Source organism: Bradyrhizobium sp. 25ACV, from assembly GCF_054863005.1.
This window is the reverse complement of sequence record NZ_JAVAYO010000005.1, coordinates 369,577-383,395: the sequence shown is the minus strand read 5'-3', so window position 1 is coordinate 383,395 and position 13,819 is coordinate 369,577. Positions and strand designations below refer to the sequence as shown.

The window sequence follows — 13,819 nt, the reverse complement described above, 5'->3', positions numbered from 1 at the left end:
AAATCAAGTGCGATGGGCGCTGAGGTCGGTGACCACGGGCCCGTCGCCGTTGAGCGGATTGGCCGGATCGCGCGAATAGCGCAGCGTCTCGAAGCGCATCGCGCGCGCATCGATCATCAGGAGGCGGCCGACGAGGCCGTCGCCGAAGCCGACGATCTCGCGGATCGCCTCCATCGCCATCATCGATCCCAGCACGCCCGCCAGCGCACCCATGACGCCGGCTTCCGCGCAGGCAGGAACGGTACCCGGCGGCGGCGCTTCCGGAAACAGGCAGCGATAGGTCGGATTGAATTCGCCCCGCTCGTTGGTCTCGTGCGCGCGGATGGTGGTGAGCGAGCCGTCGAAGGTGCCGAGCGCCGCCGTGATCAGCGGCCGCTTCGCGAAGAAGCAGGCGTCCGAGACCAGATAGCGCGTCGAGAAATTATCGGAGCCGTCGAGCACGAGGTCGTAGTCGCCGATCAGGCTGAGCGCATTGTCGGCATTCAGCCAGGTGGCGTGGCCGACGAAACGAACATGCGGATTGAGCGCCGCAATCCGCTCGGCCGCGCTCTCGACCTTGTGCCGGCCGATATCGGGCGTGGTGTGGATCACCTGGCGCTGCAGGTTGGACAGCGACACCACGTCGTCATCGACCACGCCGAGCGTGCCGATACCGGCGGCGGCCAGATACATCAGCGCCGGCGCGCCTAGCCCGCCGGCGCCGATCACCAGGGCGGAAGCGCGCTTCAGCGCCGCCTGGCCCGGTCCGCCGACGTCGCGCAACACGATATGGCGGGCATAGCGTTCGAGTTCGTCCGGGCTCAGCATCGTCGTACGCCTCTCCTACCAAGCCGCCGCTTTCACTCCTCATGGTGAGGAGGCGCAAAGCGCCGTCTCGAACCATGCAGGCCCTGATCTCGCCGCGGCCATCCTTCGAGACGCGGCCCTGAGGCCGCTCCTCAGAATGAGGACCTGCGTACGCGGCTCGACCTTAGGCCTGAACCAGCCCAACATTGTTCGCGACCAACGAGATGTGCTTGAATGGCATTGCGTTCAATGGGCTGGTTGGATTTGTCATGAGATCGATGCTTGCGGCAACCTTGATGTTTGCGGCTGCCACAGGCGCGCACGCCCAGATGACCACACCGCAGATCCCCGGTACCAAGCCGAAGCCGGTCCAGACCGTGCCGATCCGGCCTCCGGCCACGCAGACGCCATCGGCGACGGCGGATGCGATGGCGCAGGCGGAGCGGCTGTCGCTGCAATCCGACCTCGCCTGGGTCGGCCAGTACAACGGCGCCATCACCGGCGACGTCAGCGCGCGCCTGGTCAACGCCATCAAGGAATACCAGAAGGCCAAGGGCGGCAAGCCGACCGGCGTGCTCAATCCGCAGGAGCGCGCTGCGCTGGCCGAGACGGCGCGAAAGAAGCAGGACGGCGTCGGCTGGAAGATCGTGACGGAGCCGACCAGCGGCGCCCGGCTCGGCATCCCCTCGAAACTGGTGCCGCAGCAGGCAAGCGACGCCAACGGCTCGAAATGGACCTCGGCGACCGGAACCGTGCAGGTGCTGCTCAGCCGCCGCAAGGAGGCGAACCCGACCGCGGCAAAACTCGCGGAGCTGGAGAAGGAGCCGTCCGGCCGGAAGGTCGACTACACCGTGGTGAAGCCCGATTTCTTCGTCCTGTCGGGCTTGCAGGGCCTGAAGAAATTTTACGTCCGCGGCACCTTTAGAGGTGACGAGGTCCGCACCATGACGATCCTGTACGACCAGGCGACTGAGAACACGGTCGAGCCGGTCGTGATCGCGATGTCGAGCGCGTTCAACGCGTTTCCGTCCGGACCGCAAGCCGGGCCGCCGCCGCGCAAGACCGTCGAGTACGGCACCGGCCTCGTTGTCAGCGACGACGGCGCGATCGTCACGGACCGGCTCGTCACCGACAGCTGCCTCGCCATCACGATCGCCGGTTATGGCAGCGCCGATCGCCTCGCCGAGGACAAGGAGCGCGGTCTTGCACTGCTGCATATCTACGGTGCGCGCGGCCTGAAGCCGCTCAGCCTTACTGGCGGCGCGGCCAATACGAACGTGGATGTCGTCGGCATCGCCGATCCGCAGAGCCAGGGCGGCGCGGCCGGCGTGTCGAGCACCAAGGCCGCACTGGCGCCGGTCCCGAGCAGCGATTCCATGCTGTCCCCACCGCCGGCGGTCGGGTTATCAGGTGGTCCGGCGATCGATGGCGACGGCAAGTTCGCCGGCATTGCGCTGTTGAAGCCGGCGATGGTCGCGGGACCCGCGACATCGGTGCCAGCGTCACAGGCGGTGATGGCGTCCGCGGAAACGGTGCGCGATTTCCTCAAGGCGAACGAAGTCACAGCGAACGGCACCTCGACCGACGCGAAAGCCGCCGTCGTGCGCGTGATCTGCGTGCGGAAGTAGGTTTAACGCCAACTCGCGTGTCCCGGACGCGGTGCGGCGCGTCGTGCTGCGCTTTGTCCTGGACACGAGCTCAACTGAGCCGCGAGCATCATCACACGTACGACTACTGGTCCAGTAATGGTACGGATTCGCCGGCAATCCCGATTTCGCCATCATCGTTATTGTTGATTCGGACATCCGCGGTCCCCCTTTGGATCGGGCAGGGCACGTCCTGAGCGAGAAGAGCTCAGCATCGAGAAGCGATGCACGTTCGCGTGGCGTTATCCCGAGACCCAAGCAATCCAAAGGATTCATCTTCCAATGCACACGATCGTACTGGCCACCCAAAAGGGTGGCAGCGGCAAGAGCACGCTCGCCATCGGCCTCGCGCTCGCGGCCAAGCAGGCCGGCTTCACCGTCTGCCTGATCGAGACCGACCCGCAGGGCACCCTGTCGAGCTGGCAGCGCCGCCGCACCACCGATGATCTCGTCGTCGAGCCGATTTATCACGCCGCCGACATCGAGCCGCGCCTGAAGATGCTGGCTGACAGCGGCCTGCAGCTCGCGATCATCGACACCGCCGCCGGCCTCAGCGCCGCGACCACCGCTGCGATCCGCCATTCCGATCTCTGCCTGATCCCGGCCCGCCCGAGCGTCGCCGACATCGAGGCGACCGTCTCGACGCTCAGCGTCGCGCGCGCCTGGAAGCGGCCCTACAGCTTCGTGCTGAACCAGACCCCGATCCGCGGCCAGCGCATCGACAACGCCGCCAACACCCTCGCCGAGGAAGCGGCGCTCGATCTTTCGGACGTGCTCGCGCGCCCGCTGATCGTGATGCGTAACGACCACCAGGATTCGCTCGCGAGCGGCCTTGCCGTGAGCGAATTCGCGCCGAACGGCAAGTCGGCGGACGAGATCCGCGGCCTGTGGCGCTGGATCGAAGCCCGGCTTGAGCTCGAAGCCGCGACCAATGTCCTGATCGATCAGGTGATGTCGCCTGCGGACGGCATGCTGCATGTCGCTGCCGATCTTTCGGCGGACGAGACCACGACACTGGCGTCCTGAGCGGGGCAATCGCTCTGACGGCGGTCGGCCCTTCACCATCCGGAAGGGCCCTAGCGACGAAGCAATCCGGCCACCAGCCCGGCCGGATTGCTTCGCTTCGCGGTTTTTGTAGACGCTCTATTTTCGCGTCGTAGCCCAGATGGAGCGCAGCGCAATCCGGGAAGTCTCTCCGCGGTCACGCTGGACCCGGATTTCGCTGCGCTCCATCCGGGCTACGTCACTTCTGACACTTCTGACACCAGAAGGTGGACCGGCCATTCTGCGTAAACCGCTTGACCGTGCCACCGCAGCCCGGCGTCGTGCATTTCTCGCCTTCGCGGTCGTAGACCTTGAACGAGTGCTGGAAATAGCCGAGCTCACCCGAGGTCTGGCGATGGTCGCGCAAGGACGAGCCACCGGCCTTGATGGCGTCGTTCAGCACGGTGTGGATCGCACTTACCAATCGCTTCGCATGATCGGTCGGCTCGCCGCCGCCAACGCCCTTGCGACCCTTGGTCGCGAGCGTCGCCGCGATCCGGCGCGGCGACAGATGCGAGCGATGCAGGGCTTCGCAGACATAGATGTTGCCGAGCCCCGCCACCACGCGCTGGTCGAGCAGCGCGGCCTTCAGGCTGGTGGTCTTGCCTTCGCAGGACCGCGCCAGCATCGCGGCGTCGAATTCATTGCCGAGCGGCTCGGGGCCGAGGCCGCGCAGCAGCGGCTCCTCTTCGAGTGCGTTACGCGCGATCACTTTCATGTAACCGAAGCGGCGCGGGTCGTTGAAGACGATGTCGGCGCCGGAGGACATCCGAAACAGCACGTGGTCGTGCGTGGAGTCCTTACCCCTAGGATAGTGAAACTCGCCCGGAGCTGCCTCGTTGTCCGGCTTGATGACGCGGAACGAGCCCGACATGCCCAGATGCATCAAGAGCACATCACCTGAGGCGAGATCGGCCATGAGATATTTTGCACGCCGGCCGAGCCCGGTGACGACCTGCCCCTGGAGCCGGGCTACGAAATCCGGCTGGAACGGAAAGCGAAGGTCTGGCCGGCGGGCCTCCGCCACCAGGATTTTCGCACCCTCCATCACAGGCTGAAGGCCGCGGCGGACGGTCTCGACTTCGGGCAATTCAGGCATGGTCAGGCATTCACCTTATGAGGGCGGTGTGATAGCGCCATTGCGGCGGGCGCGCTATGGTTCGCCCAGTGGAGTAGAGTAATGGATCGGCCGGGCGAAACCACGCATTTTGGCTTCAGGGACGTCCCCCTGGGGGACAAGCAGACGCTGGTGAACGATGTGTTTCACAGCGTGGCGTCGCGCTATGATTTGATGAACGATTTGATGTCCGGGGGCCTGCACCGGGTCTGGAAGGACATCATGATCACCGCGCTCGACCCGCCCAGGAGCGACCGGCCGTTCGCGTTGCTCGACGTGGCCGGCGGCACCGGCGACATCTCGTTCCGCGCCGCCAAGGCCGCGGGCCCCGGATTCCATGCCACCGTCTGCGACATCAACACCGACATGCTGGCGGTCGGCCGCGAGCGCGCCGCGAAGCGCCATCTCGACACCCGGGTCGATTTCGTCGAAGGCAATGCCGAAGCGCTCGCCTTCGCCGACCGCAGCTTCGACGCATATACGATCGCTTTTGGCATTCGCAACGTGCCCCGAATCGATCTGGCGCTGCGCGAGGCCCATCGCGTGCTGAGGCCCGGCAGCCGCTTCCTGTGCCTGGAATTTTCCACCGTCGAAATGCCCGGGCTCGACCGGATCTACGACCTGTTCTCGTTCAAGGTGATCCCGCCGCTCGGCCGCATGATCACGGGCGATGCCGAGTCCTACCAATATCTCGTCGAGTCCATCCGCAAGTTTCCGAAACCCAACGCCTTCGCCGACATGATCCGCGACGCCGGCTTCGCCCGCGTCAGCTGGCAGACCCTGTCCGGCGGCATCGTCGCACTGCATTCGGGCTGGCGTTTGTGATCTCTGCGTTCACCCACATTGCGCGCCTGATCCGCGCCGCGTTCGTGTTTGCGCGCGAGGGCGTGTTCGGCTCGGTCGATCCGAGCCTGGTGCCGCCGCCGGGACAGCTCGCGCTGAAGCTGGCGCGCCTGGTCGAACGGCGTGGCGTCAAGCACGGCCCGCGGATATCGCGCGCGCTGACGCGGATGGGCCCCGCCTATCTCAAGCTCGGACAATTCCTGGCTACACGCCCCGACGTCGTCGGCGTCATCATGGCGCGCGACCTCGAAAGTCTCCAGGACCGCCTGCCGCCGTTTCCGCAAAACGAAGCCGAAGCCGCGATCGCGACCTCGCTGGAGCGGCCGCTGAAGGATGTGTTTGTGAGCTTCGGCCCTCCCGTCGCGGCGGCCTCGATCGCGCAAGTGCATCGCGGCGAGGTCTTGCACGCCGGCATCCGCAAGTCGGTTGCGGTCAAGGTGCTCCGGCCCAACGTCGCCACGCGCTTCCGCCGCGACCTCTCCGATTTCTTCTTCGTCGCGCACAAGGCCGAGGCTTATTCGGCCGAAGCGCGGCGCCTGCGCCTCATCGAAGTCATCAACACCATGTCGCGCTCGGTCGCGATGGAGATGGATCTGCGGCTGGAAGCTGCGGCGCTGTCGGAGATGGCAGAGAACACGCAGGGCGATCCTGATTTCCGCGTGCCGGCCGTGGACTGGGACCGCACCACGCACAACGTGCTGACGATGGAGTGGATCGACGGCATCGCGCTGAACGATCACAAGCGCCTGGCGGAATCGCAGGTCGACCTGCCAGATCTCGGCCGCAAGGTGATCCAGAGCTTCCTGCGGCACGCGCTGCGCGACGGCTTCTTCCACGCCGACATGCATCCGGGCAATCTGTTTCTGGATGACGCCGGGCGGCTCGTCGCGGTCGATTTCGGCATCATGGGCCGGCTTGGCATGAAGGAGCGGCGCTTCCTCGCCGAAATCCTGCTCGGCTTCATCACCCGCGATTATCGCCGCGTCGCCGAGGTGCATTTCGAGGCGGGCTACGTGCCCGCGCATCACTCGGTCGAGAACTTCGCGCAGGCGATTCGCGCCATCGGCGAACCGATCCACAACCGCACGGCGGAAGAGATCTCGATGGCGCGGCTCTTGACGCTGCTGCTCGAGGTCACCGGCCTATTCGACATGACAACGCGTCCCGAGCTCATCCTGCTCCAGAAGACCATGGTCGTGGTCGAAGGCGTGGCGCGCGGCTTCGATCCCAGGCTCGACATCTGGAAGGTCGCCGACCCCGTGGTACGCGAATGGATCGAGCGCAATCTCGGGCCGATCGGCCGGGTGCAAGGCGCGCTCGCCGGGACCGGAGACATCGCGCGCGTGCTGATGCGCATGCCGGAGATCGCCGAGCGGTCGGTGAAGGTGCTCGAGCAGCTCGAGACCATGACGCGGGAGGGCATCAGGCTGTCGCCCGAGAGCATCGCCGCGATGGGCCGCAGCGAGGGCCGCAAGAACCGCTGGCGCACCGTCGCGCTCTGGATCATCGCCGCGACCTTCATCGGGATCCTGATCGCCGTCCGGAATCTATGATTGCCAAAAGCATGATTGCATTGCAATCACACAAGTGATAGCATCGCTATCATTCCGTGCTGGAGGGGCGTCATGGCAAGCCTGACCATCCGCAAGCTCGACGACGCCGTCAAAACCTATTTGCGGCTGCGCTCGGCCAAGAACCGCAGGTCGGTCGAGGAAGAGGTCCGGGTCATCCTGCGGGAGCTGATCGAGGGCCGCGAGGAGCCGCTGACGCCGTTTGCGGTACCGCCTGCGGCATCCTCCGCCCCCGCTCTCCAGCGCACCGGCGCTGTCCCCGAGGCCAGCGTCACCCTGATCATCGGCGGCGGCATCGCGGCCTATAAATCGCTCGACCTGATTCGAAGGCTGAAGGAGCGCCGCGTCGAGGTTCGCTGTGTCCTGACCAAGGCGGCCCAGCAATTCGTCACGCCGCTGGCGGTCAGCGCTCTCTCCCACGAGCGCGTCTATACCGACCTGTTTGACCCCCAGAGCGAGTTCGACGCCGGCCATATCCGCCTCGCGCGCGACTGCGACCTGGTCGTGGTGGCGCCCGCGACCGCCGACTTGATGGCGAAGATGGCGAACGGCCACGCCGACGATCTCGCCAGCGCCATCCTGCTCGCGACCAACGGCAAGGTGCTGCTGGCACCGGCGATGAACCCGCTGATGTGGACCAATGCGGCGACGCGCCGCAACCTCGCGCAGCTGCAGCGCGACGGCGTGGTGCTGATCGGACCCAATTCCGGCGAGATGGCGGAAGCGGGCGAAGCCGGGACCGGCCGCATGTCGGAAGCCATCGAGATCGCCGCCGCTGCCGAGCGCCTGCTGCGGCCGCCGTCGCCGAAGCCGCTTGCCGGCAAGCGCGTGCTGATCACCGCAGGTCCCACCCACGAGCCGATCGATCCGGTGCGCTACATCGCCAACCGCTCCTCCGGCAAGCAGGGCTTTGCCATTGCCGCCGCCGCACAAGCCGCCGGCGCCGAGGTGATCCTGGTGAGCGGTCCGGTCGACCTCAGCGATCCCCAGGGCGTGACGGTGAAGCATGTGGAATCGGCGCGGCAGATGCTGGAGCAGGTGCAGGCCGCGCTTCCCGCCGACATCGCGATCTTTGCTGCCGCCGTCGCCGACTGGCGCGTCGCCAACGAAGGCGAGCAGAAGCTGAAGAAGACCGCAGCCGGCATGCCGCCGCTCCAGCTGATCGAGAACCCCGACATCCTCGCCACAATCTCGAAGCTGACCGACAAGCGTCCGCCGCTGGTGATCGGCTTTGCCGCCGAGACCGAACACCTCATCGACAACGCCAAGTCAAAACTTGTCCGCAAGGGCTGCGACTGGATCGTCGCCAATGACGTCTCGCCCGCCACCGGCGTGATGGGCGGCGACCGCAACACGGTGCATCTGATCAGTCGCAAGAATGGTGAGAAGGACGGCGAGATTGCAGTTGATTCCTGGCCGGTGATGACCAAGGAACAGGTCGCCATCGAACTGGTCGCGCATGTCGCACGAAGCGTGACCGACAAATCCCTGGAGCCGGCATCTTGAGCACGAAGGTCACTGTCGAATTGCAACGCCTGGCCCATGCCGAAGGCCTGCCAATGCCGGCCTATCAGACCACAGAGGCTGCCGGCCTCGATCTGATGGCGGCGGTGCCGGACAGCGAGCCGATGACGCTCGCCCCCGGCCAATATGCGCTGGTGCCAACCGGCCTTGCGATCGCCTTGCCGGCCGGGCACGAGGCGCAGGTGCGGCCGCGCTCGGGACTTGCGGCCAAGCACGGCGTCACCGTGCTGAACTCACCGGGCACGATCGACGCGGATTATCGCGGCGAGATCAAGGTGATCCTGATCAATCACGGCGCAGCGCCGTTCGTGATCAAGCGCGGCGAGCGCATCGCCCAGATGGTGATCGCGCCCGTCGTGCAAGCCGCGCTGGTTCCGGTGGCCACATTGTCGACCACCGATCGCGGCGCCGGCGGCTTCGGCTCGACCGGCCGCTAGCCGAGTTGCGAGTTGGCTTCACCTCTCCCGCTTGCGGAGAGGTCGCGGAGCCCCGGGCGATGCGAAGCATCGTCCCGCGCCACGCGGGTGAGGGTTCTCTCCTCTGGGGGAGTGTCCCGTTGCGGCGATACCCCACCCCAACCCTCCCCCGCGAGCGGGAGAGGGAGTGCACTTTCATCGCGGCCCGCGATTCGCACAACGCGCTAACGCACGACGGTTCCAGCCGAATCATCCGAAGATTTACGTGAGTTGGAACCCTTCACCCTGCATTTTTTTGGGGCCGCCTTTGCGTTCACGATCTGGACTCTTACCGGCGGAGTCACGGTGGGGGTATTGTCGTTTGATTCGCGCGCGACGGGGGTCGCCGCGCGTAAATTCGTGCGGTCTTGGGGCAACTATGTCAGGCGTGATCGTGTCGATGCGTCGGACGCTGCTGTCGTGCACATCGCTCGTGCGCAACGGCTTGTTGGGAGGCGCTCTTGCAGCGCTGCTGCCGGCTGCGCCGGCCGAGGCGGCCGACCTCATCGACACCCTCTCCATCATGCTGGATTTCAACCGGCAGGAACTCGCGGTGCTCGCCACCGCGCTGGCCTTGCTCGGCTTCTCGGTGGTGGCTGCGATCCTCTTGATGCGCACGCGCGTGCGTACCGCGAAGAACGAGGCGCGGCTGCGCGCCCGAATCGGGGAACTCCAGCTCCAGGCCGACCGCTTCGGCGCGCTGCTGTTCGCCGAGCCGCAGATCCTGATCTCCTGGCCGGCCGGCGACAATCGCGCGCAGATCTCGGGCGACATCTCCATGGTGCTGCCGCGCGATTCCTCGCCACAACGCGTGCTCGCATTCGGAACCTGGCTGCCGCCGGAACCTGCGCTCCAGATGGATCATGCCGTCGATGCGCTGCGTGACCGCGGCGACGGGTTCCAGCTGACACTGACGACCGCGCATGGCCACACGCTCGAGGCCATCGGCCGCGCCATCGGCGGCCAAGCCATTGTCCGGATTCGCGAACTCTCGGGGCTCCGCCGCGATCTCGCCGAGACCAATCTGCGCTATAACGCGCTCTCCGACGAGACCGAGATGCTGCGCGGCTTTGCCGCCAATGCACCCTGGCCGATCTGGGCCAAGGGCGAGAACGGCGCGCTGACCTACGCCAACCCGGCCTATGTCCGTGCGACCGAGGCGAACAACGTCACCGACGCGCAGGAGCGCAAGCTCGAGCTGCTCGACAGCGCCGACCGCACCGCGATGGAGCGGGGACTGAAGGACACCGCCAATTTCAACGCGCGGCTGCCGATCGTGATCAGCGGCGAGCGCCGCATCTACGACGTGCGCGCGGTCAATGTCGGCAGCGGCAGCGTCGGCGTCGCCATCGATGCCAGCGAGGCGGACGCGCTCAGCTCGGCGCTGGTGCGGATGGCGGAGGCGCATCGCCGCACGCTCGATCAGCTCTCCTCCGGCGTTGCCGTGTTCGACGGTCAGCGCCGGCTCGCCTTCTACAACGATTCCTACCGGCGGCTGTGGGACCTCGACCGCACCTTCCTAGACGCCAATCCCGATGATTCCAGCGTCCTCGACCAGCTCCGCGCTGCGCGCAAGCTGCCGGAGCAGCCGGACTTCCGTGCCTGGAAGTCCCAGCTGCACGAGGCCTATCGCGCGGTCGAGACCACCAAGGACACCTGGTATCTGCCCGACGGCCGCGCGCTCTCGGTCGTCACCACGCCAAACCCGGAAGGCGGCGTCACCTATCTGTTCGACGATGTCACCGAGAGCCTCGAGCTCGCCCGCCGCTTCGACGGCATGATCCGGGTCCAGCGCGAGACGCTGGACAGCCTCGCCGAGGGCGTCGCGGTGTTCGGCAGCAACGGCAAGGCGCAACTGTTCAACCCGGCCTTCGTCCGGATGTGGAAGCTGTCGAGCGATGCCATGCGCGACGAGCCGCACATCCAGACGGTGGAAGGCTGGTGCCATCAGCTGTTCGACGATCCCGCGGTCTGGCGCCAGATCCGCGAAGCCGTCACCTCGATCGAGAGCCGCGCCGACGTGCCGCTGAAGCTGGAGCGCAAGGACGGCAGCGTGCTCGACGGCATGATCCGCCCGCTGCATGACGGCGCCACCATGCTGACGTTCCAGGACATCACCGACACCGAGAACGTCGAGCGCGCGCTGCGCGAGCGCAACGAGGCGCTGGAAGCCGCCGACCAGATGAAGGTGGATTTCGTCCACCACGTCTCCTACGAGCTGCGCTCGCCGCTCACCACCATCATCGGCTTCGCGCATTTCCTCAGCGATCCCTCGACCGGGCCGCTGACGCCGAAACAGGCCGAATATCTCGACTACGTCACCAAATCGACCAACGCGCTGCTGGCGCTGACCAACAACATCCTCGATCTCGCCACGATCGACGCCGGCGCGATGAAGCTGGAACTCGGCCCGGTCGACGTCAGCAAGACCATCGAGCTCGCGGCCGAAGGCATCCAGGACCGGCTCGCCACCGACCGCATCCGCCTCAAGGTCGAGATCGCGCCCGATGTCGGCAGCTTCGTCGGCGACGAGAAGCGCGTGGTGCAGGTGCTCTATAACCTCCTCGCCAACGCCGTCGGGTTTTCTCCACAGGATTCCACCGTCGGCATCAGCGCGCGCCGCACCGAACGCAGCGTGGTCTTCACTGTGACAGATTCCGGGCCTGGAATACCTGCCGATATGAAGGACAAGGTGTTCAACTGGTTCGAAAGCCGCTCGCAGGGCTCGCGTCACCGCGGCGCCGGGCTCGGCCTGTCGCTGGTGCGCTCCTTCGTCGAGCTGCATGGCGGCAAGGTGCGGGTGGATTCGATCGTCGGCCGGGGCACGGTCGTGATCTGCGACTTCCCGACCGACCAGGCGGCGCATCGCGACGCCGCCGAATGACAGAACCCATCAAACTCTCCGTCGCGCTTCACAACGAGACGGCCACCGCACAATTGATGGCCGACCTCGCGCTGCTGGTTGGCCCCGGCGATCTCATCACCCTCACCGGCGATCTCGGCGCCGGCAAGACCGCCGCCGCCCGCGCCATGATCCGCTACCTCGCCGGCGACGAGGCGCTTGAGGTGCCGAGCCCGACCTTCACGCTGGTGCAAGGCTATGAGCTGCCGCCCTTTCCGGTGATGCACGCCGACCTCTACCGCGTCGAGGACGAGAGCGAGCTCGAGGAGATCGGGCTGTCGCCGCTGCCGGATGCAACACTCGTCCTGATCGAATGGCCGGAGCGCGCGCCGTCGGCGATGCCACAGGATCGCATCGACATCGCGCTGACGCATCGGCCGGCGCTGGGCTCGAATGCGCGCGCCGCCGACATCACCGGTTACGGCAAGAGTGGGGCCACTGTCGCGCGGCTGCAGGCGCTGCGCGAATTCCTCGATGCCTCCGGCTATCTCGAGGCGACGCGTCGGCGCATGGCCGGCGATGCCTCGACGCGCTCCTATGCGCGGCTCTTGCGCGACGAGGAGATCGTCATCCTCATGAACTTTCCGCAGCGCCCTGATGGTGCTGCGACGTACAACGGCAAATCCTACAGCGCCGCGGTGCATCTCGCCGAGAACGTCAAGCCGTTCGTCGCCATCGACGAAGGCCTGCGCGCGCACGGCATCTCGGCGCCCGCGATCCACCATTCCGACCTCGACCATGGCTTCCTGATCACCGAGGATTTCGGCAGTGAAGGCGTGATCGAAGGCGACCCGCCGCGCCCGATTGCCGAGCGTTATGAGGCCGCGACCGACGTGCTGGCCGCGCTGCACGGCAAGTCGCTGCCGGAAACGCTGCCAATGGGCGGACAGACCTACGCCATCCCCCTCTTCGATACCGAGGCGCTGCTGATCGAGATCGGCTTGATGCCGGAATGGTACCTGCCCGATCGCAACGCGCCGCTGAGCGAGGCGGCACGCTCGGAATTCTTCGCGATGTGGCGCGAGCTGCTGAAGAAGCCGCTGGCCGCGCCGAGGACGTGGATCATCCGCGACTATCACTCGCCCAATCTGATCTGGCTTGGGGATCGCGCCGGCATCGCGCGCGTCGGCGTGATCGATTTCCAGGACACCGTGCTCGGACCGCAATCCTACGACGTGGTGTCGCTGCTTCAGGACGCCCGGCTCGACGTGCCCGAAAGCCTCGAGCTGACGCTGCTGTCGCGCTACATCAAGGCGCGGCGCGCTGGCGATGCCGGCTTCGATCCGGCCGGGTTCGCCGAGCTCTACGCGATCATGTCGGCACAGCGGAACACGCGGCTGCTCGGCACCTTCGCCCGCCTCAACCGCCGCGATGGCAAGCCGCATTATTTGCGTCACCAGCCGCGGATCTGGACCTATCTCCAACGCTCGCTGGCACATCCCGCGCTGAGCTCTTTGCGCGACTGGTATCTCGCCAACGTGCCACCGCCCCAAAGTCCGCCAAACGCCTGATTCGGAGGCCGATTTACCAGCTGTTAGCCAAGACGCCGGTATTCTGGCGGCGAGGCAGCCGGATCATTACGGGCTGGAGCGGGCAGATGGCGGTAAAGACGGACCAGCGCGGCAACAGCCGGGTTGTCTTCGAGCGCGGGATCTCGGCCCAGATGATGGGGATCGACGGCACCTGGCGGCGCGACTGCACCATGGAGGACGTCTCCGAGACCGGCGCCAAGCTGACCATCGACGGCTCGGTGGAAGGCCTCCATCTGAAGGAGTTCTTTCTGCTGCTGTCGTCCACCGGACTTGCGTACCGGCGTTGCGAACTGGCCTGGGTCAATGGCGACCAGATCGGGGTCAATTTCCTCAAGCTCGGCGACAAGAAGAAAAAGGCGCGTTCCACAGCCGTCGGGGCATGATGGCAACACCCGTCGT

The 13,819-nt window shown here is 66.2% G+C and carries 11 protein-coding genes; 9 read left to right on the top strand and 2 right to left on the bottom strand.

The genetic code is table 11. From position 1 onward, the window contains the following. Nucleotides 1–3: 3 nt before the first annotated feature. The gene (locus RAD04_RS14605) at nt 4–807 is read right to left on the bottom strand and encodes a HesA/MoeB/ThiF family protein (RefSeq protein WP_461624323.1); all 804 of its coding nucleotides are present in this window, start codon (nt 805–807) and stop codon (nt 4–6) included. A 248-nt stretch (nt 808–1,055) separates the two neighbouring features. Here RAD04_RS14605 and RAD04_RS14600 point away from each other — a divergent pair, with 248 nt between their 5' ends. Beyond that, nucleotides 1,056–2,414 (top strand): peptidoglycan-binding protein, encoded by a 1,359-nt coding sequence (locus RAD04_RS14600; RefSeq protein ID WP_461624322.1) that lies wholly within the window; start codon nt 1,056–1,058, stop codon nt 2,412–2,414. A 300-nt stretch (nt 2,415–2,714) separates the two neighbouring features. After that, nucleotides 2,715–3,458 (top strand): nucleotide-binding protein, encoded by a 744-nt coding sequence (locus RAD04_RS14595; protein WP_461624321.1) that lies wholly within the window; start codon nt 2,715–2,717, stop codon nt 3,456–3,458. 217 nt (nt 3,459–3,675) lie between these two features. Here the strand turns inward: RAD04_RS14595 and mutM are convergent, their stop codons facing one another. Continuing rightward, nucleotides 3,676–4,575 (bottom strand): bifunctional DNA-formamidopyrimidine glycosylase/DNA-(apurinic or apyrimidinic site) lyase, encoded by a 900-nt coding sequence (gene mutM / locus RAD04_RS14590; RefSeq protein ID WP_461616380.1) that lies wholly within the window; start codon nt 4,573–4,575, stop codon nt 3,676–3,678. 81 nt (nt 4,576–4,656) lie between these two features. On the opposite strand from mutM, the gene ubiE reads away from it, so the two are divergent. The 7 genes from ubiE to RAD04_RS14555 all read left to right on the top strand — a co-directional run bounded on the left by ubiE (nt 4,657) and on the right by RAD04_RS14555 (nt 13,803). Continuing rightward, complete coding sequence (gene ubiE, locus RAD04_RS14585) at nt 4,657–5,418, top strand: bifunctional demethylmenaquinone methyltransferase/2-methoxy-6-polyprenyl-1,4-benzoquinol methylase UbiE (protein WP_461624320.1); 762 nt, start codon at nt 4,657–4,659, stop codon at nt 5,416–5,418. Then, nucleotides 5,415–6,989, top strand: a complete 1,575-nt coding sequence (ubiB, locus tag RAD04_RS14580) for a 2-polyprenylphenol 6-hydroxylase (protein ID WP_461624319.1) — start codon at nt 5,415–5,417, stop codon at nt 6,987–6,989. The genes ubiE and ubiB overlap by 4 nt, the downstream gene beginning before the upstream one ends. A gap of 72 nt (nt 6,990–7,061) precedes the next feature. Further along, nucleotides 7,062–8,513 (top strand): bifunctional phosphopantothenoylcysteine decarboxylase/phosphopantothenate--cysteine ligase CoaBC, encoded by a 1,452-nt coding sequence (gene coaBC / locus RAD04_RS14575; protein ID WP_461624318.1) that lies wholly within the window; start codon nt 7,062–7,064, stop codon nt 8,511–8,513. Beyond that, the gene (gene dut / locus RAD04_RS14570) at nt 8,510–8,968 is read left to right on the top strand and encodes a dUTP diphosphatase (protein WP_461624317.1); all 459 of its coding nucleotides are present in this window, start codon (nt 8,510–8,512) and stop codon (nt 8,966–8,968) included. Before coaBC ends, dut begins: the two co-directional genes overlap by 4 nt. A gap of 397 nt (nt 8,969–9,365) precedes the next feature. Next, the gene (locus tag RAD04_RS14565) at nt 9,366–11,870 is read left to right on the top strand and encodes a sensor histidine kinase (protein WP_461624316.1); all 2,505 of its coding nucleotides are present in this window, start codon (nt 9,366–9,368) and stop codon (nt 11,868–11,870) included. Further along, on the top strand, nt 11,867–13,399 hold the full coding sequence (gene tsaE, locus RAD04_RS14560) for a tRNA (adenosine(37)-N6)-threonylcarbamoyltransferase complex ATPase subunit type 1 TsaE (RefSeq protein WP_461624315.1): 1,533 nt from the start codon (nt 11,867–11,869) through the stop codon (nt 13,397–13,399). Before RAD04_RS14565 ends, tsaE begins: the two co-directional genes overlap by 4 nt. A gap of 86 nt (nt 13,400–13,485) precedes the next feature. Then, a complete protein-coding gene (locus RAD04_RS14555; protein WP_018323417.1) occupies nt 13,486–13,803 on the top strand; it encodes a PilZ domain-containing protein in 318 nt (105 codons plus the stop codon). The last annotated feature ends 16 nt before the right edge of the window (nt 13,804–13,819 follow it).